This is a genomic window from Shewanella mangrovisoli (genome assembly GCF_019457635.1).
In the GTDB taxonomy this organism is placed as follows: Bacteria; Pseudomonadota; Gammaproteobacteria; order Enterobacterales; family Shewanellaceae; genus Shewanella; species Shewanella mangrovisoli.
The window spans coordinates 1772343-1794688 of record NZ_CP080412.1; the positions used below are offsets into that span (position 1 = coordinate 1772343).

Annotated in this window: 17 protein-coding genes and 1 other annotated feature; of the genes, 10 read left to right on the forward strand and 7 right to left on the reverse strand. The window is 48.4% G+C overall.

Going from position 1 to position 22346, the window contains the following annotated elements; translation table 11 throughout:
• Positions 1-19 precede the first annotated feature (19 nt).
• From trpD to K0H60_RS07920, 3 genes are read right to left on the reverse strand one after another with little or no spacing between them, the layout of a single operon-like run.
• Positions 20-1063 (reverse strand): anthranilate phosphoribosyltransferase, encoded by a 1044-nt coding sequence (gene trpD / locus K0H60_RS07910; protein WP_220057795.1) that lies wholly within the window; start codon positions 1061-1063, stop codon positions 20-22.
• Entirely contained in the window at positions 1063-1671 is a 609-nt protein-coding gene (locus K0H60_RS07915; RefSeq protein ID WP_220057796.1) for an aminodeoxychorismate/anthranilate synthase component II, read from the reverse strand. Before K0H60_RS07915 ends, trpD begins: the two co-directional genes overlap by 1 nt.
• Positions 1672-1681: 10 nt before the next feature.
• A complete protein-coding gene (locus K0H60_RS07920) occupies positions 1682-3373 on the reverse strand; it encodes an anthranilate synthase component 1 (RefSeq protein ID WP_220057797.1) in 1692 nt (563 codons plus the stop codon).
• A 51-nt stretch (positions 3374-3424) separates the two neighbouring features.
• Positions 3425-3532 (reverse strand) — a sequence feature (Trp leader region).
• 210 nt (positions 3533-3742) lie between these two features.
• Between K0H60_RS07920 and rnm the strand changes: the two genes are divergently transcribed.
• From rnm to rluB, 5 genes are all read left to right on the forward strand, one after another.
• Positions 3743-4603: an RNase RNM gene (rnm, locus tag K0H60_RS07925; protein ID WP_023265562.1), complete on the forward strand. Its 861-nt coding sequence runs from the start codon at positions 3743-3745 to the stop codon at positions 4601-4603.
• Positions 4600-5220 (forward strand): L-threonylcarbamoyladenylate synthase, encoded by a 621-nt coding sequence (locus tag K0H60_RS07930; RefSeq protein WP_220057798.1) that lies wholly within the window; start codon positions 4600-4602, stop codon positions 5218-5220. The genes rnm and K0H60_RS07930 overlap by 4 nt, the downstream gene beginning before the upstream one ends.
• A 189-nt stretch (positions 5221-5409) precedes the next feature.
• Positions 5410-6198, forward strand: coding sequence for a segregation and condensation protein A (locus K0H60_RS07935; protein ID WP_011622247.1), 789 nt, complete (start codon positions 5410-5412; stop codon positions 6196-6198).
• A gap of 3 nt (positions 6199-6201) precedes the next feature.
• Positions 6202-6798: an SMC-Scp complex subunit ScpB gene (scpB, locus tag K0H60_RS07940; protein WP_011622248.1), complete on the forward strand. Its 597-nt coding sequence runs from the start codon at positions 6202-6204 to the stop codon at positions 6796-6798.
• Positions 6791-7666 carry a 23S rRNA pseudouridine(2605) synthase RluB gene (rluB, locus tag K0H60_RS07945; protein WP_220057799.1) on the forward strand — a complete coding sequence of 292 codons (876 nt, stop codon included), beginning with the start codon at positions 6791-6793 and terminating at the stop codon, positions 7664-7666. Before scpB ends, rluB begins: the two co-directional genes overlap by 8 nt.
• Before the next feature lie 132 nt (positions 7667-7798).
• Here rluB and K0H60_RS07950 read toward each other — a convergent pair whose 3' ends face one another.
• The gene (locus K0H60_RS07950; protein WP_220057800.1) at positions 7799-8536 is read right to left on the reverse strand and encodes a YciK family oxidoreductase; all 738 of its coding nucleotides are present in this window, start codon (positions 8534-8536) and stop codon (positions 7799-7801) included.
• 261 nt (positions 8537-8797) lie between these two features.
• Here K0H60_RS07950 and K0H60_RS07955 point away from each other — a divergent pair, with 261 nt between their 5' ends.
• The 3 genes from K0H60_RS07955 to K0H60_RS07965 all read left to right on the forward strand — a co-directional run bounded on the left by K0H60_RS07955 (position 8798) and on the right by K0H60_RS07965 (position 13623).
• Positions 8798-11281 carry a VolA/Pla-1 family phospholipase gene (locus K0H60_RS07955; protein WP_220057801.1) on the forward strand — a complete coding sequence of 828 codons (2484 nt, stop codon included), beginning with the start codon at positions 8798-8800 and terminating at the stop codon, positions 11279-11281.
• 112 nt (positions 11282-11393) lie between these two features.
• Positions 11394-12410, forward strand: coding sequence for a protease SohB (gene sohB / locus K0H60_RS07960; protein ID WP_109287437.1), 1017 nt, complete (start codon positions 11394-11396; stop codon positions 12408-12410).
• 193 nt (positions 12411-12603) lie between these two features.
• Positions 12604-13623 (forward strand): AraC family transcriptional regulator, encoded by a 1020-nt coding sequence (locus K0H60_RS07965; protein ID WP_220057802.1) that lies wholly within the window; start codon positions 12604-12606, stop codon positions 13621-13623.
• 47 nt (positions 13624-13670) lie between these two features.
• On the opposite strand, the gene K0H60_RS07970 is transcribed toward K0H60_RS07965, so the two are convergent.
• From K0H60_RS07970 to K0H60_RS07980, 3 genes are all read right to left on the reverse strand, one after another.
• Positions 13671-14372: a hypothetical protein gene (locus tag K0H60_RS07970; protein ID WP_220057803.1), complete on the reverse strand. Its 702-nt coding sequence runs from the start codon at positions 14370-14372 to the stop codon at positions 13671-13673.
• Between the two features lie 164 nt (positions 14373-14536).
• Positions 14537-15721, reverse strand: a complete 1185-nt coding sequence (locus K0H60_RS07975) for an SO2930 family diheme c-type cytochrome (protein WP_220057804.1) — start codon at positions 15719-15721, stop codon at positions 14537-14539.
• 139 nt (positions 15722-15860) lie between these two features.
• Complete coding sequence (locus tag K0H60_RS07980; RefSeq protein ID WP_220057805.1) at positions 15861-18596, reverse strand: SO2930 family diheme c-type cytochrome; 2736 nt, start codon at positions 18594-18596, stop codon at positions 15861-15863.
• Positions 18597-19035: 439 nt separating this feature from the next.
• Here K0H60_RS07980 and mprF point away from each other — a divergent pair, with 439 nt between their 5' ends.
• Both mprF and K0H60_RS07990 read left to right on the forward strand, forming a co-directional pair.
• A complete protein-coding gene (gene mprF, locus K0H60_RS07985; protein WP_220057806.1) occupies positions 19036-21588 on the forward strand; it encodes a bifunctional lysylphosphatidylglycerol flippase/synthetase MprF in 2553 nt (850 codons plus the stop codon).
• Between the two features lie 7 nt (positions 21589-21595).
• Entirely contained in the window at positions 21596-22327 is a 732-nt protein-coding gene (locus K0H60_RS07990; protein WP_220057807.1) for an AcvB/VirJ family lysyl-phosphatidylglycerol hydrolase, read from the forward strand.
• Positions 22328-22346 lie beyond the last annotated feature (19 nt).

Below are 22346 nucleotides of genomic sequence, written 5' to 3' on the forward strand. Positions count from 1 at the left end.
TGAACCTGTGCCATGGTCATTATTCCTGTGCTTCGCTGCTGACTTTAGCGAGTTGATTCAGTAATTCAAAGGCTTTGCCGCTTTTTATGGTATTGAGCGCAAGGGCGGTGCCGGCTTTGACTGAGGCCGACAGGCCACACAGATATAAGGCACAACCCGCATTGATGGCAACCGCATGGGTGTGGGCGTCGCTGCCTTGTCCTTGCAAAATAGATTGAGTGATTTGGGCGTTTTGTGCGGGCTCTCCGCCTTCAAGTTCGCTAATTTGGGCTTGTGGCACACCAAAATCCGCCGGCGTTAGTTGATATTCAATAATCTCACCGTCTTTAAGCTCGGCGACCTGTGTGCTGCCATGGAGCGCCACTTCATCTAAACCACTGCCGTGTACCACCATGGCTCTTTGCGTGCCAAGGGCTTGCAGTACGCGGGCGATGGGCGTCACTAGCTCTGGGCTATAGACCCCAAGTAACATAAATTCTGGGCGTGCTGGGTTAATCAATGGCCCTAACACATTGAATAAGGTGCGAGTTTTCAGCGCTTGGCGCACGGGCACCGCATGTTTGACACCGCCATGGTAGTGGGGCGCAAACAGGAAACACAGATTGAGTGATTCCAGGCAACTGCTCGCCAGTTCGGGTGACATGGTTAAATCGATGCCAAATTGGGCGAGTAAATCCGAAGAGCCCGATTTGCTCGAGACCGAGCGATTACCGTGTTTTGCGACCTTGGCGCCAGCGGCTGCCGCGACAAAGGCTGCTGTGGTGGAGATATTGATGGTATTAAAACCATCGCCACCGGTGCCGACGATATCGATAATCCCTTGGCTACGGCTTGAGGCTGGATAGGGGAATGGCTTGGCGGCGGCGCGCATCGCATCGGCGGCGCCACTGATTTCAGCAATGGTTTCACCGCGAATTTTAAGGGCCATTAACATTGCCGCCATCACGGCCTCATTCATTTCACCTTGGATAAGGGCGCTAAAGAGGCTGGCGGTTTGCTCGCGGGTTAATGCCTTACCCTGAAACAAGATATCGAGCAGGGGCTGAATCGATGTTGCGCTCATTATTGGGCTCCTGCGGTATTGTGGGCGATGTCTTGAGTCAAAAAGCGTAGGGTTTGGGTTAACAATGTGCTGCCCAAGGTCGTTAAGATGGATTCTGGGTGAAACTGAAAACCGACCGCCCTGTGCTCTGCATGCAAAATCGCCATTGGCATCTCTTCTGTGGTGGCAATCACTTCAAGACAATCGGGTACTTTTGTCGCCACTAAGCTGTGATAACGGGCGACAGGTAAGGGTGAAGGTAAGTTAGCAAACACGCCCGTACCATTATGGAAGGTGGGGCTGGCTTTACCGTGCACGACAAAAGGCGCGCGCTCTACTTTACCGCCGTAATATTCCACCATGGCTTGATGGCCTAAGCAGATCCCCAGCATAGGCACTTTGCCCGCGACTTTGTCGATCAGCGCCATCATGGAACCCGCTTCATGGGGCGCACCTGGACCTGGCGATAGGACTAAGGCACTCGGTTCGGTTTCTGCTAACAGCTTGTCGGCAATATAGTCGGCGGCAACATCGTTACGGTAGATCACTACTTCACAGCCAAGGCTTCTAAACTGGTCGACTAAGTTGTAGGTAAAGGAGTCGAAGTTATCGAGTAAATAGAGTTTCATCTTGGGCTCCTTATCTTTGTTGTTCAGTCGTAGTGGTCGCAGTTGCTTGCTGGCTCTCATCTAAGCCTGCGCCCATCTTGATGGCCGAAATCACCGCTTGCGCCTTTTGGCGGGTTTCATCGGCTTCACTCTGCGGGTCGGAATCAAACACTACGCCAGCACCCGCTTGGATATGGGCCACGCCGTTTTTCACAAAGGCGGAGCGGATAACGATACAGGTGTCCATATCCCCAAGGGCGTTGAGATAACCCACGGCGCCACCGTAGCTGCCTCTGCGGGTCTTTTCCGCTTGACGTACGAGTTGCGAGGCGCGCACTTTCGGGGCGCCAACTAGCGTGCCCATATTCATACAGGCCTGATAGGCGTGCAGTGCATCTAAGTCTTGGCGTAGTTGACCTGTGACGCGGCTGACTAAGTGCATCACGTGGGAATAACGGTCGACTTTAAGTAACTCGGCCACTTTGCGGCTGCCGCTTTGGCTGATACGGGCGATATCGTTACGGGCTAAATCGACCAACATTAAGTGTTCGGAGAGCTCTTTTTTATCCAAACGCAATTCGAGTTCGATACGGCTATCGAGGTCGAAATCAATCTCGCCGCTGGCGGTTTTGCCGCGCTTACGGGTGCCTGCAATTGGGTAGACTTCGACTTGATTATTGCTGGCTTCATATTTCAGCGCGCTCTCGGGCGAGGCACCAAACAGGGTGAAGTCATGGCTCCTGAAATAAAACATATAGGGGCTGGGGTTGGTTAATCGCAGCGCGCGGTAAGCGCCTAAGGTATTGGGGCAGGGCAGGCTAAAGCTGCGTGAAGGCACGACTTGGAAGATGTCGCCGGCAATAATGTGTTCTTTTAAATCAATAACGGTTTGCTTGAAGTCATCATCACTAACATTCACTTGCTCTGTGGCCGTTATGCCAACGAGGGCAGGCGCAGGCGTTGCACTCTTAACTAAGGCTTCACATTGGGCGCGGATGTTCTCTGCTCGCTCGGCTAAGGCTTGGGTCACTTCAACCTGTTTTGCTGAACCTTCACTGAAGTTGTGGGTGATGATCTCGGCATGCTTTTGCTTGTGATCGATAAGAATTAAGGTTTCGGCGAGATAAAATAAATAATCAGGACAATCGTTTGCACCATTTGGTGCTTCAGGCAGTGGCTCGACGGTATCAATCAAATCGTAGGAGAGCACGCCACCTAAAAATAAGTCTTCGAAGGCTGGCGTCTGACCACAGTCGATATGCTTTACAAACAAGCGCAAACCATCGAGGGGCGAGGTGGATTTTAAGCGCGCATCTTCATCCTTAAGCTCAGTGTCCTTTTGCAGCGTGACCACTAAGTTGTGACCATCGTGTTGGCATTGAGTTTGGCTTGAACGAGCAGTAAAAAATTGCTCGATGGGGGCGAGTAAACTGGCGCCATTGTCACTCAGTGCACTAAAGCGTAAACGATAGCCATCGCAGCGGATCATCAGCGCCGCATGGGTCATCACCATGCTCTTAAGATTTTCCTTGCTGTCGATTTCTGCCGATTCCAACAACATGGTATGGGGCGCATCTTGGGTGATGTGCTGGTACAGACGCAGTGGGTCGCTATGGTATGCCAGCGTCGCCTTGAGCGTATGTGAACGTGCGAATGTCTGTTGAGACGAGGCAAAATTTTCGCCATCGACTTGGGTAACCTGATTAAATGTCTTTAGGGTCATGCTTATCTCGCTTTTTATCCGTTTACCGCGTTGCAGACATTTTTCGCACCAACAAAAAAGCCCGCATTTCTGCGGGCTTTTTTGTTGATTCTGTTACTTTCAAATGAGCACAGAGCTTCACACTACCCGCTAAGTTGGGAAGTGCCACCACCAAATGATGTTGAAAGAAGCGTTAATCTGAGTCATTCAAAAGGGTCTCAATAATTCGTTAGTTGAGCTATAGAAAACATGAGCCTGAGGCGAAAGTCAATTGAATATTTTTCAAAATGATGGATTAACATCGCTAAATCACTGTACCGAATGCCATTCCTGCTCGATAAAGTGTGAGATAAATGCACATTTCATCTTAAATTCACGTACAATAACGGCATGAATACTCAAAGCATATTGGCTGACTTGCACAGCCACACGACCGCATCCGACGGTCATCTCACGCCGTCCGAGCTGGTCGCCAGAGCCCTTGAAAAGGGCGTGCAGTTATTTGCGATTACGGATCACGATACGGTTGCAGGCTTAAGTGAAGCCCGCGCCTTCAATCAAGCGCAGGCCGAACCGTTAAAACTGATTTCTGGGGTTGAGATTTCAACCCGTTGGAATAGTTACGATATTCACATTGTGGCGCTCAACTTTGATGAGACCCATGCCGAGTTATTAGGCTTTTTAGCACATCAGCGTGAGTTGCGTGAGCAGCGCGCCGAAGAAATCGGCCATCGCTTGGCTAAAGCCGGGATTGAAGGCGCATATGAGGGCGCAAAAGCGATTGCGGCAGGCGCAGCCATAAGCCGTGGTCACTATGCACGCTGGCTTGCCGATAATGGCCACGCGGTGGATATGCCAAGTGTGTTTAAACGCTATTTAGCTCGCGGTAAAACTGGCTATGTGCCCAATAACTGGGGCGATATGGCCAGCGCGATTAAGGTGATCCACAATGCGGGCGGCCTTGCGGTATTGGCCCATCCGAGCGGTTATAAGTTGTCGGCCAAATGGTTAAAGCGTTTAGTGCGAGAATTTAAAGAAGCAGGCGGGGATGCCATGGAAGTGGTGCTCGGCCAACAAACGGTGGACGATAGGGCCAATTTAGTGGCACTGAGTGTCCAAAATCAGTTGCTTGCATCGATAGGGAGTGATTTTCACTTTCCAAGCAATTGGATTGAACTAGGTAAAAATCTCTACCAGCCTCAAGGTATTGATTGGGTCTGGCAGTCGGGATCTTGGGTGGAACGACCATGAGTCAGTTTTTTTATGTACACGAAGTAAATCCACAGGCGCGTTTGATTAGTCAAACCGTGGCTGTGCTTAAGTCCGGCGGGGTGATTGTATATCCAACCGATTCGGGCTATGCCCTCGGTTGTATGATTGGCGAAAAAGATGCGATGACGCGCATTACCCGCATTCGTCAAATCGAACACGATCATAATTTCTCCTTGATGTGCCGTGACTTATCTGAGCTTTCGACCTACGCCAAGGTAGATAATCAGGCCTACCGCATCTTAAAAAGCTGCACGCCTGGACCTTACACTTTCATCTTTAAGGCGAGCAAGGAAGTGCCCCGTCGTCTGCAAAATGACAAGAAGAAAACTATAGGTATCCGCGTGCCAGACAATGTGATTGCCTTGGCGCTGCTCGAGGCGTTAGATGCGCCGCTGATGTCGACCAGTTTGGTGATGCCAAATAGTGATTTTGCTGAATCGGATCCTGAGCACATTCGCGATCTGTTAGAGCATCAAGTGGATGTGATTATTCACGGTGGCTACTTAGGTGAGAAACCGACCACAGTCATCGATATGTCGGAAGATGGTTTCGAAGTGTTGCGCGAAGGCGCGGGTGACGTGACTCCCTTTCTCTAACCGCGATTTATCCTAAGAGATTAAGGCGATAAAACCATCATTTGACAGTATTATCGCCGCTCAATTGCGGGTATAATCGCGCGTTTGGCGTGGGGGCGCTTGCATAGCGAGCTTATGCCGCGCTCAGTACGGGTTCGAGTCAGTCATCTACAACCGTTTAAAAACGATTGTTTTACATGGGGATAGCGGATGCAGGGCACGCAACAAAGTTTACCCTTAGCCGTTGTTCGCGGTCAGGCGATGACCGAAATGCCGCAGGATTTGTTTATTCCACCTGAGGCGTTAGAAGTGTTCTTGGAGTCCTTCGAAGGGCCGCTCGACTTACTTTTGTATTTGATCCGTAAACAAAAATTAGATGTTGTCGATTTACCCATTTCGCAGATCACCGCGCAATATCTAGAATATATCGCGATGCTCACTCAGGCGCGTATCGAACTGGCCTCGGATTATCTGGTCATGGCGGCAACACTGGCTGAGATTAAATCCCGTCTGCTGCTGCCGCGTATGGTGGCGGAAGATGAAGTGGAAGAAGATCCACGGGCCCAGTTGATCCGTCAATTGAAGGCCTATGAGGTGATCAAAGAAGCTTCGCAAAAAATTGATGATTTACCTCGGCTTGAACGCGATGTGTTTCAAGCAACCGCGGCACCTTCACCGAATATCAAACCTTTGGTGATCCCGCCCGATGTATCGTTATTTGAAATCGCCCGCGCCTTTGGCGAAGTGCTCAAACGTATCGATGCCAACGAAGATCATCATGTTAAGCGTGAACAGTTATCGACCCGCGAGCGCATGAGCCAAATTTTAGCCATGCTTAATAGCGAGACGTTTACGCCCTTTGAGCGTTTATTTAGCGTCGAAGAAGGCCGTGCAGGTGTGGTGGTGACCTTTTTAGCGCTGATGGAATTGGTCAAAGAATTATTAGTGGAATTGTACCAAACAGAGCCGTTTTCAACTATTTACGTAAAGGCCTATTAATTGATGCAGATAAATCCAATTCAATTAAAACAGCTTATTGAAGCGAGTCTGTTTGTATTGGGGAAACCCTTGTCGGTGAAAATGTTGAAAGAAACCGTGTTGGCGGATTTCAGTGTTTCCAGAGACAAAATCAAAGCCGCATTGGAAGAGTTGCAGCAGGATTATCAGGAGCGGGGTGTTCAACTTGTGAAAGTGGCTGGAGGTTATCGCTTCCAGACCTTGGAAGTCCTGAGTCCTTTTTTGCAACCCCTGTGGCAGGAAAAAGCACCTAAGTATTCGCGGGCAACATTAGAGACCTTGGCGGTGATAGCCTATCGTCAACCCGTGACCCGTGGCGATATTGAGCAGGTGCGTGGTGTGGCCATTAGTAGCCATATCATAAAAAGTTTGTCAGATAGACATTGGATTAAAGTCGTTGGCCACAAAGAAGTCCCGGGGCGACCCGCACTCTACGCCACGACCTTAGAATTTTTAGCCTATTTTGGCTTAGATACCCTAGCGGATTTACCTGCGCTTACGGATACTGAGTCATTGCAGGCGGTATTTTCAGGTTTGAAAGTAACGCCTGAACAGTCAGAAGAGCAAGATACTAATGAGTGAAAAATTGCAGAAAGTCTTGGCCCGTGCAGGCCATGGCTCCCGTCGTGAGATGGAGGCATGGATTGCTGCAGGCAGAGTTAGTATTGATGGCGTGATTGCCAATCTTGGCGATCGTATCGAAGCCGATGCGAAGGTTCGTATCGATGGTAGAGCCGTATCGCTTAAGTCCGCCGACGATGTGATTTGTCGAGTGCTCGCCTATCACAAACCCGAAGGTGAGATTTGTAGCCGTAAAGACCCTGAAGGTCGTCCAACCGTGTTTGACCGTTTGCCGAAAGTGCGTGACTCCCGTTGGGTTGCGGTAGGCCGTCTGGATATCAACACTTCAGGCTTATTGCTGTTTACCTCTGATGGTGAATTAGCAAACCGTTTGATGCACCCGTCTAACGAAGTTGAACGCGAATACGCGGTACGTACCTTTGGTGAAGTGCCTGAGGCTGCGGTACAACGTCTGCGTACCGGCGTGATGTTGGAAGACGGTATGGCGCAGTTCGATGCCATTAAAGCCGCAGGCGGCGAGGGCATGAACCAATGGTGGCACGTATGTTTACGTGAAGGCCGTAACCGCGAAGTGCGTCGTTTATGGGAATCCCAAGAGGTGCAAGTCAGCCGTCTGATCCGTGTGCGTTACGGTATGGTGGAATTGCCTAAATCTCTGCCACGTGGTGGCTGGATTGAATTGCCAATTGAGCAAGTTAACTACCTGCGCCAATTAGCGGGTCTTGAACCTGAAACTCGCACTATGCTGGCCGCCGATAAACACAGTGTGGCCCGGGCTCAGGTGAAGAGTGCTAAAATTCGCCGCGCCGTACGCAAGCATAAAGTGACAGCAACGCCTAAGGCTAAGCCAACACGTCAGCGCAGTTAATATCATTCGAGTGATGTTAAGTCTCTCAGTAAAAAGGCCGCTTGCGGCCTTTTTTGCTTTCTGCGGCCGATAAAAAATAAAGGGCGCGTAGGGCTCCCTTTACTTTTACTTAGTGCGTTAGGTCTGCGTTGCTTATTGAGCGTTTAATTGCTGACCGTTAATGTCGCTAGAATCTTGCCCCATTAAATAGAGATACGTTGGCATGATTTCTTCGGCTGTTTTTAAATCTAATGGATTTTCGGCAGGGTATGCTTTAGCACGCATTTCGGTGCGAGTCGCGCCTGGATTAATGCTATTAACACGTACAGAAGTGCCATCACATTCGTGGGCGAGTACTTGCATCATGCCTTCGGTAGCAAATTTAGAGAAGGCATAGGGGCCCCAGTAGGCGCGGCCCTGACGGCCAACACTGCTTGAGGTAAAGATAATCGAGGCACTGGGTGCTTGGCGCATAATTGGCAATAGGGCTTTGGTCAGCATGACCTGTGAGGTGACGTTGACTTTAAGTACATCTTCGAGTGATGGAATATCGATGTGTTCAAACGGGCCTAAGGCGCCGAGTAAACTGGCATTGTGTAGTAAACCATCTAAATGACCAAACTGCTCGCCAATGGTTTCGGCCATATCGCGGTAGTTTTGTTCGGTCGCGCCTTTTAAATCCAACGGCACGATCGCTGGCGTTGGGTAACCCGCCTGTTCGATTACATCGTATACGGCTTCGAGTTTTTTGACGGTTTTACCGAGTAAAATCACGGTGGCACCGTGTTTGGCAAATTCAATGGCCGCCGCGCGACCGATACCTGCGCCAGCGCCTGTCACCAGGATGGTTTTACCTTGGAGTAAATCTTTTGCTGCTTGATATTCCAACATGAGCCTTTTATTCCTCTTGGCGAAAATGCCCGCCACTTCTAGAGTCGCCGAATTGCTAAACGCATGTTTCAAACAAATGAATGAAACTTTGTTATAAATAGCTAAAATGTTTGTGACAAACTTGTGGCTAACTCAATATTTTTACGTTAACTTGAAACGAGTTAGGGGCTAACATAAGCCCTATTAGTCATAGCTTTTGCGCTATTGTGACTAATTTCTTGGGGAAAACAAAACTATTACAACAAGATTTGGGGAAAAAAAATGAAAAGACTCATTTTGTGTGTTGCGATTGCATCAGCACTGGGCCTCACAGGATGTGGCGAGGACAGTTATAACGAACTCAAGGATAAGACAGAGCCGCTCATCCCTGAATCCCATATGGTGTTTGACCCCGCGAATGCTAAAGTGCCTTTGCCTAATGATTTGCTGTTCAGCGGCACCACGGATGGCACCTTATCAATCCCGGGTGAAAGTTCGGGGAACTATGTCGATCCGCAAATTGCCCTTGGTGCCTTAGATGGATGGTCAACCACATCGCCCATTTCAATTGATATCGATTTAGCAAAAGACCATGATGGCACCCAACTGACCCTGATGGCGGCATCGGTTGCACAACCGGGCGCAGTGAGAATGTTTGAGGCCACTGTGGGTGGTCCGTTGTCATCGGATCCTGAATGTACAACTAAACCGTCAGTATCTGCCTGTAAAGTCGGCGCGGAATTACAATTTGGGGTGGATTTCGTCTCAACAGCATCGGGTAATAAAGTCGTTATTGTGCCACTCAAACCGCTTAAAGCCGGCCAGTCTTATATTTATGCAACAACCAAGTTAATCCAAGATTCAGAGGGACGTGGTATTGCCCCTTCAACGACCTATGGTACGTTGAAGATGGATATCAACACCTTACCTTTAGAAACGCCTGATCAATTGATGCTACAAACCTTAGTCAACAGCTATGAGAAAGGGATTGCAGCGGCACATAATGTCGATACTTCAACCATTACCTATTCAGGCTTGTTTACCACTCAATCGGTTGCAAACGTCTATGAAACCACAAAACTCTTGATGGCACAGGGCGCACCTTATGCGCCAAGTTTTGCGCAAATGCCAACGCCTGCGGGTTACACTGTGGCACAAGCTGCAGGTTTAACGCCAGCAGATGGCGCAGCGTATGTAGTATCGAACCTAGCCGACGTTTATACCGCTAAGATTAAATTACCGATTTACGGTGACTGCTCTTCGGTCAGCTGCTTGTCATCCGCAGGTCAGCCGCTGATCAATGGCCGCTGGAAAGCCCAAGGTGATAGCCCTGTTTCGGTATTATTAGCGCTGCAAGCGGGTACCTTAAGTCAAACCAACTTTGGTATGCAGGCGGTGGCCAATGGGATTGCGAACCCTGCCGATGCCTTAGCGAATCCTTCTTTGATGGCGGGTAAAACCTGGCTGCTCGATGATGGAACGGCTGCGGATAAAACCAAGCATTTAACCAAATTTAACCCCATCCCTGCGATTAAAGGTTATGAAACGGTACCTGTACTGATTTCTATGCCGAATGCGACCAAACTCGCGGCCTTCTATCAGCAACAAGGTTTAACCTTTACCCCACCGACTTCTGGTTGGCCAACGACGATTGCGCTGCATGGTTTAGGCGGTGGTAAGGAAATGTCATTAGCCTATGCGGGTAGCTATGCCGCTATGGGCGTGGCAACGGTGGCCATCGATATGCCTTTGCATGGTGCCCGCTCGTTTGATGCCAATGGGGATGGGATTTACGAAGTATCGGCAACCGACCCTTCCTTCGGTAACGTGATTGGTACACCTGATGCCTTTAAGAATGGTAATCCACTCGTCTTCGTGAATATCTCAAGCACGCTGTCGGTGCGGGATAACTTCCGTCAGGCCACCATGGATCACCTTGGCGTGCGTTTAGCCTTAACGGGTTTAGCGCAGGGGCTTGCACAGGCTGGTCAACCACAAGTATTCGATATTTCCAAGATTAGCGCGCAGGGCTTAAGTTTAGGTGCGATTGTCGGCACTGACTTTGCGACTTATGCCAGCACGGGCATGAAAAATCCAAACACGGGCGAAGCGCTACCTAACCCTTATGCCATCAATGCGGTCTCTCTGGCGGCGCCAGCGGGTGGCTTAGCGGGTGCGTTCGCTGGTTCTGCGACCTTTGGACCAGTACTGTTTAGCAATGTCACAGCCTCATCGACGTTCCAAGCATTAGTGGATAAAGCCAATACTGCGGGATACGAGCCTGGCAGCCCAGAATATGCGGCATTAGTACAAGGGGTTTACGCGCAGTTTATTCCAACCTTTGCCTTTGCGGTGCAAACGGCGGTGGATTCGGCGGATCCGGTTAACCATGCAGGCATGTTGAAAGCAACAGGATTACCCGTACATTTAATCGAAATTGCGGGTGATGGTAACGGCAACTTACCTGACCAAGTGTTACCAAATCGCGTCGATAACTTCCCACTCTCAGGCACTGAGCCGTTGATTTCGGCAATCGGTCTGCCTTGTGTGGATGCAACCACCAAAGGTTCTGGTGCGGTGCGTTTTGCTAAGGGTCACCATAGCTCGATTGTTGATCCAAGCGAGAAGAGTTCAACGGATGGTATGGCTGCTGCGGCAACGGTTGAGATGCAAACTCAAGTGGCGACCTATGCTTCTACCGCAGGTAAAGGTGAAGCGACTATTTTCGTCACTGATCCAAGCGTGATCGCGACCTGTTCTAACTAATCGCGTGTAAAATCCTAAAAACCCAGCCTTTGCTGGGTTTTTTTATGGCGCTTTAGGCTGTTAGAATAGCGCGCACTAAACCGGATCACCTTAGGCCCCAACGGAGAGTACTTTGGAATTTCTATACGAATATGGCATGTTTTTAGCGAAAGCCGTGACGATTGTGGTTGCGCTTGTTGCTGTGATTATTGTGGTGCTCGCGTCCACGGTAAAGCACAAATCGGATAAAGGTGAACTGAGGATCACTAATCTTTCAGAAGAACTGGAAGAGCTTAAACACAGCTTGAAGGAAGAACTGCTGTCGAAAAAGCAATTTAAAGCCTACGAAAAACAGCTGAAAGCAGACGAAAAGGCGAAGGAAAAAGCGGCCGAAGAAGATAGTAAAGGCAAAGTTTTTGTTATTGATTTTAAAGGCAGTATTGATGCCGCCGAAGTGGCTTCTCTGCGGGAAGAAATCAGCGCGATTTTAACCATCGCCGAAAAGGGCGACGAAGTGGTAGTGAATGTCGAAAGTGGCGGCGGCATGGTGCATGGCTACGGTTTAGCCTCTAGCCAGCTTGACCGCCTGCGTCAGGCCGAGATCCCATTAACGATTTGCGTGGATAAGGTCGCAGCGAGCGGTGGTTATATGATGGCCTGTGTGGCAAACAAAGTGTATGCTGCGCCATTCGCCATCGTAGGTTCAATCGGCGTGGTTGCCCAGTTGCCTAACTTCAACCGTTTATTGAAGAAACATGAAATCGACTACGAGCAACACACGGCCGGTGATTTTAAGCGCACCTTAACCGTGTTTGGCGAAAATACTGACGAAGGCAGACAGAAGTTCCAACAGGAACTGGAAGAAACCCATGTGCTATTTAAAGCTTTCGTGAGCAAGTATCGCCCTCAGCTCGATTTGGCAAAGGTGGCCACGGGCGAACATTGGTACGGTCAACAGGCGATTGAATTAGGCCTTATTGATGCGATTTCAACCAGTGATGATGTGTTAATGCAGTTAGCTGGCGAACGTACCGTGTACAAGTTGCGCTACCAAGTTCGTAAGAAACTGGCAGATAAAATCGCCCATGGTGCGTCTTTATCGGTAAATGCGATTTTTAATCGATTAGTTGAGAAAAATCGTCCCATGTAAGCCGACGAGCTGACTCAATCCTGATGAAAACGCCTGCGAATATGCAGGCGTTTTTGTTTTGTCCGAGCGCGAAATAAAATAATACATTTTTTTAACATTAAGTTTGGTTTAAGACTATTCAAAATAAGCGAGATCTTATACAACTAATCACCTAGGGAATTAAAAGCTGAACAAATCATATTAAGGATTTTCCATGTTACAGCGCGTCGACTACAAGACGAACCTGATGGTAGGTGATCAAACCTATCCCGCATTTGAGCTACGTAATATTCTCGATTTTATTGCCTCGCAGTTAGGCGAAAACGCCTTACAGCAAGTCTGTGAGCATATCGGCGTTGGCCAAGCAGAGCTCAATCATTGCCAGTTTGTGTTTGTGTGGCAGGTAGAGTATGCGATGGAGTTTTTACGTTTGCAGGGTGGCGACCCCGATATCGGCACTAAATTAGGCCTAAGCTATCGGGTGAGTAGTTTAGATGTGCTCTTGCCCCATCTCGCGCAGTTGACTTCTCTACAGGCCTGCTTGCAGTTTGTGGTCAATCATCCCCAACTCGTTGGCAGTTTTACCGATACCTTAGTGCGCTTAGAAGAAGACTGTGTTTGCATTCGTTGGCTCAATACTGGCCGTATTGACAAAGCACAATATGGATTTCAATTTCTGCACAGCATAGGTTCGCTGTTAGGGCTTGCTAGAGAGCTCACAGGGGAGGCGATAACGCTTAGGCAAATCCATTTAGCGGAACCTGTCCGGGATGAGCGTTTTTTAACCCTGGCAACGGGGGCTGCGGTACAGTTTAATTGCGAATATTATGAATGGAGCATTTCCCTTAACCATCTTGCGTTTGCCATCAAGTACCCATTCCCTGCCTACGCCGAAAAGGTCACTGCTGTCTCGACCACATCCTTTATAGAAACCGTGCTCGCGGCAATCAACGAACATTTTCCCCAAGTGCTTCATTTAGATGATATGGCGACGCAACTGCATATGAGCGATCGCAGCTTTCGGCGCAAGCTGGCACAGCTTGGTTCGAGTTATCAACGTTTAGTCGATCAGGTGCGTTGCCAAAGGGCGGTCGAGTTGATTTTAGCAAGCGAATTGGATATTGAGGCGATTGCCGAGACCTTAGGTTACTGCGATGTTAGCCATTTCCGTCAATCCTTTAAGCATTGGATTGGCCATCCGCCTGGATATTTTAGCCGTCTAAATGGTGGGTAAGGGGAAGTATGAAAGCGCTAATTAACAATTAACGCTTTGGTCTGTCGTTAAATATCACTCGCACTCACTTTAAAGAACTTCGTTTTTTCGGATAGCTGTTTGAATTCCCAAGGTGGGTCAATTACCGTGACGTTTTTAATTCCGAGCTTTGTTAAATCATCTAATGAATAGTACCAGCCAATGTACTCTTCAGAATCATGTTGCTTTTGATACAATGGACTTTGACCTAAATAGGTTATTTTTTGATTGACACCAACCTTAGTGAAAAACTCGGCTTCTCTGGACGTTGTTGTCTTCATATACGCGGTGAAGCTATCTCTGGCGGCTTTTTGTTGGCTTTCGGGTAACGTTTTTAGATATTCTTCCGTTGCTTTCTCCATCCCTGTGACACCGCCATGAAAACCAATAACAGCATGATTGGATATACGGCGCTTATGGGCCGAAGAGAATACATAATTAGCACAAGAAGATAGACAGTATTCGGTAACCTCGACGCCAAGATTATTGTTAAAAATAATCTCGCCTAAATCCATTCCACGATTGACTTCACCTCCCTTGCTTTTAATTGATACCCACTCGATTTGCTTAGGATTGTTATCAATCAATGAGATAAGTTTTTGATTTGCTTCCTCGGAGAGTGCACCCTCGTAGAAAACCGTATTATCCCTTAGGTTAACTTTGGTTTGTTCTTCTGTACTGGCATTAGAAAACGCAACAAAAAACAAGGTCAAAAATATAGTCTTACGCATGCCGCCTCCATTTGGCATTTAACTGAGCATTACCCGCCCCTATCAGTAAACTAATCTAGAAAGGATTTATAGCCGGAATGAAGATTCCAACTAGACAGTAAGTTAGCATCATTATCTAATCAGGTTCAATCAGTGGTAATAAGCAAGATTCTGACTGAACATGACTATGTACAACTCCCTAAACTCGGTGCCAGTGAATCTATCCATTGACGAATTAATTCCACGCCTTCTTGGTGCTCAAGGTTGCGGCCGATTGGCGGCATGCGATCTTTAGGTTCTGAAAGTGTTTGGCGATAAAGCAAAATCGAATGGTCGGCATTGCCGGGGACGATATCGTAATCGAGCCCTTTGGCGCCGCCATCCCAGCCGGGTGGTTGCTTGCAAATGCCATATTGATAGCTGGTATGGTCGATATAAAACCCAAGGCGTAAGCCGGAGATGCTGGCATAGCCTTTGGCGCTGTGGCAATGGGCGCAGTTAACATCTAAATAGCCCTTAGCACGGCTGGTTAAATCGGCTTGGAGGTTGTCTATGGCATAGGTTTTAGCGACTTGGCTTAACTCGGGTAACTGCTCAAGTTTGCCTTGTTTGGCCCACAGGCTGAGTTGATTGACGCTTTGCCCTTGGTCGATGATATCGCGATTCAAGAGATGGGCTTTAAGGCCAATCGGAATGATTAGACTGCTGTTATCTTGATTGATCTGGTGGCAAATTTTGCACTCGGCGCGGCTCGGTATGTTGTAATCAAAGCTTTGGTTTTGACCTTGATTAATCAGGGTATGGTGCACGCTTGCGCCCGCGGTTAGCAGCTTTGCTTCACCTTGTTGCCATTGATAAACCAGACTCGTCCAGCCTTGGGAGCGTTTTATCAATAGCCGCGTTTCGATAAGGGTTTCGTTGGCTATGCCTGTGATAGCCGTATCCTGGGGCAGGGCAAAGGTTTTGACCAGCGCGGTGCCGGTTGGAAACTCGAATGCCTCCTGCGCTTGGTATTGCATGCTGCTGTCTGAGGGTAAATAGATAAAACGGTATTTACTGGCGTAATTAGAAAAAAGCTGTGTGGCGAGCTGATAACCAAATCCCGGTGCTTGCGGCTGCGCGGTAGGGTTTGCGGGGTCGATAAAGAGCCCGTATTGACTTAACTCTGGGCAGTCCTCCGCCATTAAGGCGGGCCAGTTAACTTGCCCTGTGGTATTCACGCACAGACTGGTGGGCGTTGTCGGCACTGTAGGTGTCGTCGGCGGAGTCGGCGTTTGGCCATTATCGCTGCTTTGGCTGTCACCGCCGCCACAGGCTGTTACTAACATCGTTAAGCTGAAGATTGCGATAAGTGTTAGGCGGTTTGTCATTGGATTATCCGCTCTTTAAGCTGTTGCTTGAAATAAGAAGGCCTAAGTCGGCCTTCTCTGTCAGGGTGGTCGCTCTGTCATGGAGTGGCAAGCAAGTGGGTGATTGCAAGCCTGCTTTCACCCACTGTTACCGATAACGCTAGTGCGAGCAGCTTGCCGCAGGCAGGCGTTTAATCCATTCGCTGATCAGCGCCACGCCTTCATCATGGGATAAGCTGCGACCAATTTCAGGCATACGATCGCCCGGGGTCGTGCTTTGCATTCTAAAGTGCATGATGGACTCAGCGGCATTGCCAGGTACTACGTCAAAACCTAAGTTTCCACCGCCATAGGCGACTGGCGATTTACAGGTACCGTGGGAGAAACCCGCATCATCGCTGTAGCCACGCCAGTACTCGAGTTTGAGGCCGGTGTTAGAGGCGTTGCCCTCGGGTCTATGGCAATGGGCACAGTTGATGTCGAGATAACCCTTAGCCGTTTGCATTAATGCGGTATCGCTTAAGCTTGCGACTGTGGCTTCATCACCATCGTGGTAGGCGGGCACTTGTGGTACTTGGCTCAGGTTTGGTAATCCCTGCAAAATACCTAGGCTTTCCCATTTCAGTAGTTGGTTCATGGTGCCATCTTGATAGCTGTAATTGCGGTTCAAATGGCGCGCCTTAGGACCAATAGGCACAAACACGGCGTTGCTGTTGTCATCGGCCTTAAACTGGTGACATTGCTTACATTGGTTCATGCTCGGGACCATGTAGTTAAAGGTGAGGCTTTCCCCTTTATGGCTTAAGGTTTGGCTGCTAATTGCACCGGCTTTCGCCAGCGTCGCATCTGTCTTGTCGGCATTCCACACATAGGGCAGGGCGCTCCAACCAGTTGGACGATGGATCAGCAAACGGGTTTCAATCAAACTCTCGTTGCTGATCCCGCGTTTACTGGTGTCGCTTGGTAAGGCAAAGGATTTGACGATAACGCTACCCACAGGGAAATCAAACGCTTCGTTTTCGGAGTAACTGGCTTTTTGTCCCGAAGGCAAATACACAAAGCGGTATTTACTGGCGTAGTCGGTAAAGAGCTGAGTGTTAAGATCGTAAGGGACACCGCCCGAATTGGGCCCTGCCGTGGGGTTTTTAGCATCGCTAAACAGGTTGTAATCCGACAGTTTAGGGCAGTTTGCTTTTAGCAGTGCATCCCAACTGACGTTTGAACCCGTCGCCTGACAAAGACTTTGGTCACCATCACCCACTAAACCACCTTCGCCTTCACCGATAGTGCCACCGCCGCCAACGAGCACGCCGCCATCACAACCCGCGGTATTATCGTCAACCCCGCAGCCAAACACTTGGCCCGCGAAGGTGACGGTGTGAACGGGTAGGCTCACTTGGGTACATTTCAGCAGGTTGTTCTGGGTCTTCTCGTATTGCACATCGGCGATGCTGATGTCGGTGTTGCTGTTGGCATAGAGTCTGCCGTAGGACACATCACCGTTATCACTGGCGCAGACGTTATCGCTGCCATCAGCGGCAAAGGGCGCCTCTTTCAAACCTAGGTAAGCGGCGGTGCCGTTATTGGCAAGCATTTCCCCTAAGCCGTCGTAGAGTACGCCGGGCAAGGTACCGTGACTGATAACGTAAGCACGGATAATATCTTGAATTAAATAACCTTTAGGTTTGCTGCCATAGTCGGTAATTACGTTGTCGTGCAAGTAAATATTGCGCGGCACTGGGCGCCAGCCGTCTTCAATGGCTTGACCTGGTTGACCATAGTTGCCGACAAAGGAGGTCATATCGGGTTCTGCAATAAAGAAGCTACTGACAGTCACCCCTAAGGTATCGTGGTGGGTAATTTCGTTATTAAAGATTTCCACATCGGCGGTAGACAGCACAATCACCCCAGTCCCCGGCGGCACTATATGCACCCCTGCGGGGTTGGCCGAGGCGTTGGCGAAGTTAGGCGTGTTGTTGTCATACACTTTGTTGTTGAAAATCCGAACGCTAGAGCCGTATCTGTGGTTGTTGATCGGCAAGTCGAACACTAAAATCCCGCCGGTGTTGCCCATAGCTTCGTTGTCATACACATCGGCATACTTAGAGTTTTCGACTTCAATCCCGGCAACGTTTTCCTTGGCAATATTGCGGCGCACCACAATATATTGGGATTGGCCCACATAAATGCCCGCATCGGCACTGCCGCGGACATAGCTGTCTTCAATCAAAATGTTTTCACACTCAACGGGATACAGACCATAGGCGCCGTTATCTTTGTCGAGCTCACCTTCCCACACCGCCCCCACGCGGCGCAGTATGATGCCATTGGTGTTTTTAAGCTTGATACCGTTGTTTTTGGCCTCATTGACCGACAGATCTTGAATGGTAATGTTCAGCGCATTCTGCACGAAAATCCCATCCCCTGAGTTGGCTTGGGCGAAATTGAGGATAGTGTCCTTCATTCCGTAGCCCATGATAGTGACGTTTTTGGCATAACTGCCATCCCCATCCACGTCGCCATCAAACAGTAATGTCGAGTCGATATTAAAGGTGCCCTTTGGCAGCACAATCACTGCGCCACTTTGGGCGTTGATTAAGGCTTCTTGAATTCGGGTAGTGAGATTATCCCCCGGCAGGATCTTGATGGCGCCTTCGGGGAAGGTGGGGCCCGTTTCAGGGGGCTGAACCACGGGCGGTGTCACTACCTCTGGTGCTGGATCATCGTCAGAAAAACACCCCGTGAGATTAAAAGCCATCAGTAGGGCGACCCCAGTTGGCATCAGCCAATTCGCCTTAAGTTGAGTTTTATTCCTATGGGAGTTACTCGGCCAAAGGTGGCGTGGTGTCGCCTTTACGCCCTTCTTCGCCAGTGTGTGTGTCGTCTTGTTGAACATAGGTGCTCCTGCTTTTTGTTATTATTTCGTTAACAGAATGCGCTAGGGGCAGCAAAAGGCAATGTGAAATATGGCCAAAATGGTGCAAGTCATCGCTGCGGTAAGGGGAGATGGTTTTACGCGACTCGATTTAAGCTCTACATTCTTATCCCAAAATATGGGTGAGTCGTTGGGGCTTTACTGAATATCCTTACTGGTGTTTTTATGTTCAGATAAGGCGTTTGGATATTATTAATGCAAATTAAAACATACTTGTTACAAGATGAATAAAACATCATCTAGTTAACGCTTAATTTGATTGCCACTAAAAAATCACTATGTTAAAAATCTTTCGCTAAAACAGCACTTAATAATAAATTAAAGTTAATTCAGATTTAATGCCTTATCCATAATAGCCATTAACCTTGATTTGCCTCTTAAACAATATGTGGAGATGAAAATGGGGAGACGCATTCGGGTGATTATTAGCTTATTAATATTCACAGTCTCGTTATTGCTTTTGTATAACCTTGAGCAGGATTATCAATTAAATGATATTTTGGCTGAGGTTAAATTATTTTCATTTTCACAGCTGGCGCTTGCCATTGCACTGACAGTGACAAGTTACTTAATCTTAACCTTGTATGATTATCTTGCGATTAAACAACTTGGCTCATCATTAAGCTATCAAAAGGTCGCTCCCGTTTCATTTTTAGCCTTTACCTTTTCCAATACCATAGGGTTTTCATTACTCACAGGCACTTCGATACGCTATAAGTTTTATTCAGAGTTAGGGCTAAGCGGTAATCAGATTACTCAAATAGTGCTCGCCTGCTCGGTGACTTTTTTCCTCGGGTTATTCTTTATTTGTGGTATCGCGCTGATTAACCTCCCGGCGCAGCAATTGGCTGATTTGCCATTGCCAGCTTGGCTATTTTCCTTAAGCCGCGTGTTTGGTGTTCTGATGCTGCTCTGTGTCGTAGGGTATTTTCTGTTTAGTCTGCGGCGTAAAAAACCGATTTATTTTCGAGGGTTTGAGTTTGCGCCTCCCGCACTGTCTCAGTCGTTGAAGCAGTTTGTGGTCTCGACACTCGATTGGTTAGTGGTGGGAACATTATTCTATTCCCTGCTGCCTGCGGTAGATGGGTTAAGTTACCTTCAAGTGCTCAGTATTTTCTTTGTGGCGAATGCCATCGGGGTGCTTGCTCATGTGCCTGGAGGGATTGGTGTTTTTGAATCTGTAGTAACAGTGACCCTATCCCAGTATTTACCCGTTGAGCAAATACTGGGCTCGGTGATTGTGTATCGGGTCATTTATTATATTGTGCCTTTTATGCTGGCCCTGATTTATTTTGTGGCGGGCTTGGTATTAAATAACAAGGATAAATTATCTAAGATAAATATTGATTTACATATTGTCAGGAAGTTATTGCCATCACTATTAAGCATTAGTGTGTTTACCGTCGGTTTAGTTTTATTGCTGTCAGTGGTTAACCCTTCCATTGTGCATAAATATCATTGGTTAGGGGAGATAGTGCCGCTGCCGATTATCGAATTGTCGAGCTTAATATTGAGTGCCAGTGGTATTTTGCTACTGTTATTATCCCATGGCTTGTTTAAGCGTTATCAAAAAGCCTTTGTACTCACCCAAAAGTTGTTATTAGTGGCCATTGTTTTTATTGTGCTTAAGGGCGCTGAGTGGCAGATTTCCCTGGCGCTCGGTCTTATCTATTTATTAATGCTGCCCTGTGAACAGGTGTTTTATCGCCAAGGTTCGATTGTGGGCGTTAAATATTCCTTCGGCTGGTTATTGTCCCTCGCCGCAGCATTGTTTTTAATGGTGTGGGTGTTGTTTTTTGCCTACCAAGATGTGGATTATGACCATTCTCTTTGGTTAACCTTCTCGCAGGATAGCCATGTGTCCCGTGCGTTACGGGGTGGTGCGATAGCCTTAGTAATTCTGCTCGGTTTTGCCATTCGCTATGTGCTCGCGGTGCGAAAACCCCATACCAGTCGCCTAGATAGTTCAGCCTTAAGTTGTGCCATGGAAATTGTTGCCGATGCGCCGAGTAGCCATGGTTATCTCGCCTTAGTACAAGATAAATCGTTGTTATTTAATGAAGATAAAGATGCCTTTTTAATGTATGCCCGCGCCGGACATTGCTGGGTGGTGATGGGCGATCCTATCGGTAATCCAGATAAATTTGATGATCTCCTGTGGCAGTTTCGCGAGCTGTGTGACGCCTACGATGGCTGGCCAGTGTTTTATCAAGTGACGCAAAAGTATTTACCCCACTTTTTAGAGCAAGGGTTGAGCCTGTATAAACTCGGCGAGGAGGCCATAGTGTCCTTGGCGGAATTTGAGTTGCAGTCGAGCAAGTATCGCAGTTTGCGACAGAGCCATGCCAAGGCATTAAGGGAAGGCTTGAGCTTTAAGGTGGCCGATGCCAGTGAGGTGCAGAATCTATTGCCAACCTTAGAGGCTATTTCAACCAGTTGGCTTAAGGCCAAACAGGGGCGAGAAAAGGGGTTTTCGGTTGGTTATTTCTCCGCCGCTTACCTGTGCGCCACGCCAATGGCCTTAGTGTATTTGAACGGCGAGCTGGTGGCTTTTTCCAATGTGTGGGCCAGTGCCGCCAAAATGGAGTTCTCCGTTGATTTGATGCGTTATCTGCCGAATTTATCGGGCAGCAACATAATGGACTTTTTGTTTACTGAGCTGCTGCTTTGGGGCAAACAGCAAGGATATCAGCAGTTTAATCTTGGCATGGCGCCCATGTCAGGATTAACCGATAGAGCCTTGGTGCCGTTTTGGACCAAGCTTGCCAAAACGGTTTATAAGAAGGGGAATAAATTTTACAACTTTCAGGGGCTTAGGAGGTATAAGGATAAGTTTAATCCAAGGTGGGAAGCTAAGTATTTGATTTGTTATGGCGGGCTCTCTTTGCCCGTAGTGGTGGGCAGTCTGGTGACCTTAACGAGTCGTGGTGCAACTGGCGTATTTAAAAAGTAGGTGCGAGATGACGAAATCCTTAATCAAGATACTGAGCGTTTTACTTTTATGTTCAACTGCTAACGCCTTTGCCGATGAGTTTGCCGATAATCTGGGGCTAACCCTGTTACCTGTCGAACCGCCAACTCAGGTAAACGTTTCCTCATCCCATACCAAACCACCGTTGGTGATTTTTTTGAGTGGCGATGGCGGTTGGGCGACGCTTGATAAAGCCGTAGGAGGCATTTTACAGCAGCAGGGCTGGCCTGTGGTCGGCTGGAGCTCGCTGAAATACTATTGGAAACAAAAAGATCCTAAAGATGTCACCCAAGATACCTTAGCCATCATTGATAAATACCAGGCGGAATTTGGCACGCAAAAAGTGATTTTGATTGGTTATTCCTTTGGGGCCGAAGTTATCCCCTTTGTGCTCAATGAGATGCCCGCGCGGTATCGGAAAAATATCTTGGGCGCTGTGCTGCTCTCTCCTTCACAATCCTCTGATTTTGAAATCCATGTGAGCGAGATGGTCACCTCGGATAATCAATCGGCCCGTTACTTAACCTTGCCCGAAGTGAACAAACAAACCACTGTGCCTATGCTTTGCCTCTACGGAAAAGAGGACGATGCGCCGCTGCATTTATGCCCTGCGGTCAAGCAGCCCAATGTCACTGTGATGGAGTTAAGCGGTGGTCACAGTTTTGACGATGACTACGATAAAGTGGTCAAGTTGATAAAAGGTTGGCTAAAGTCAAGTTAGCGCGCTTTTGTGCATGGCA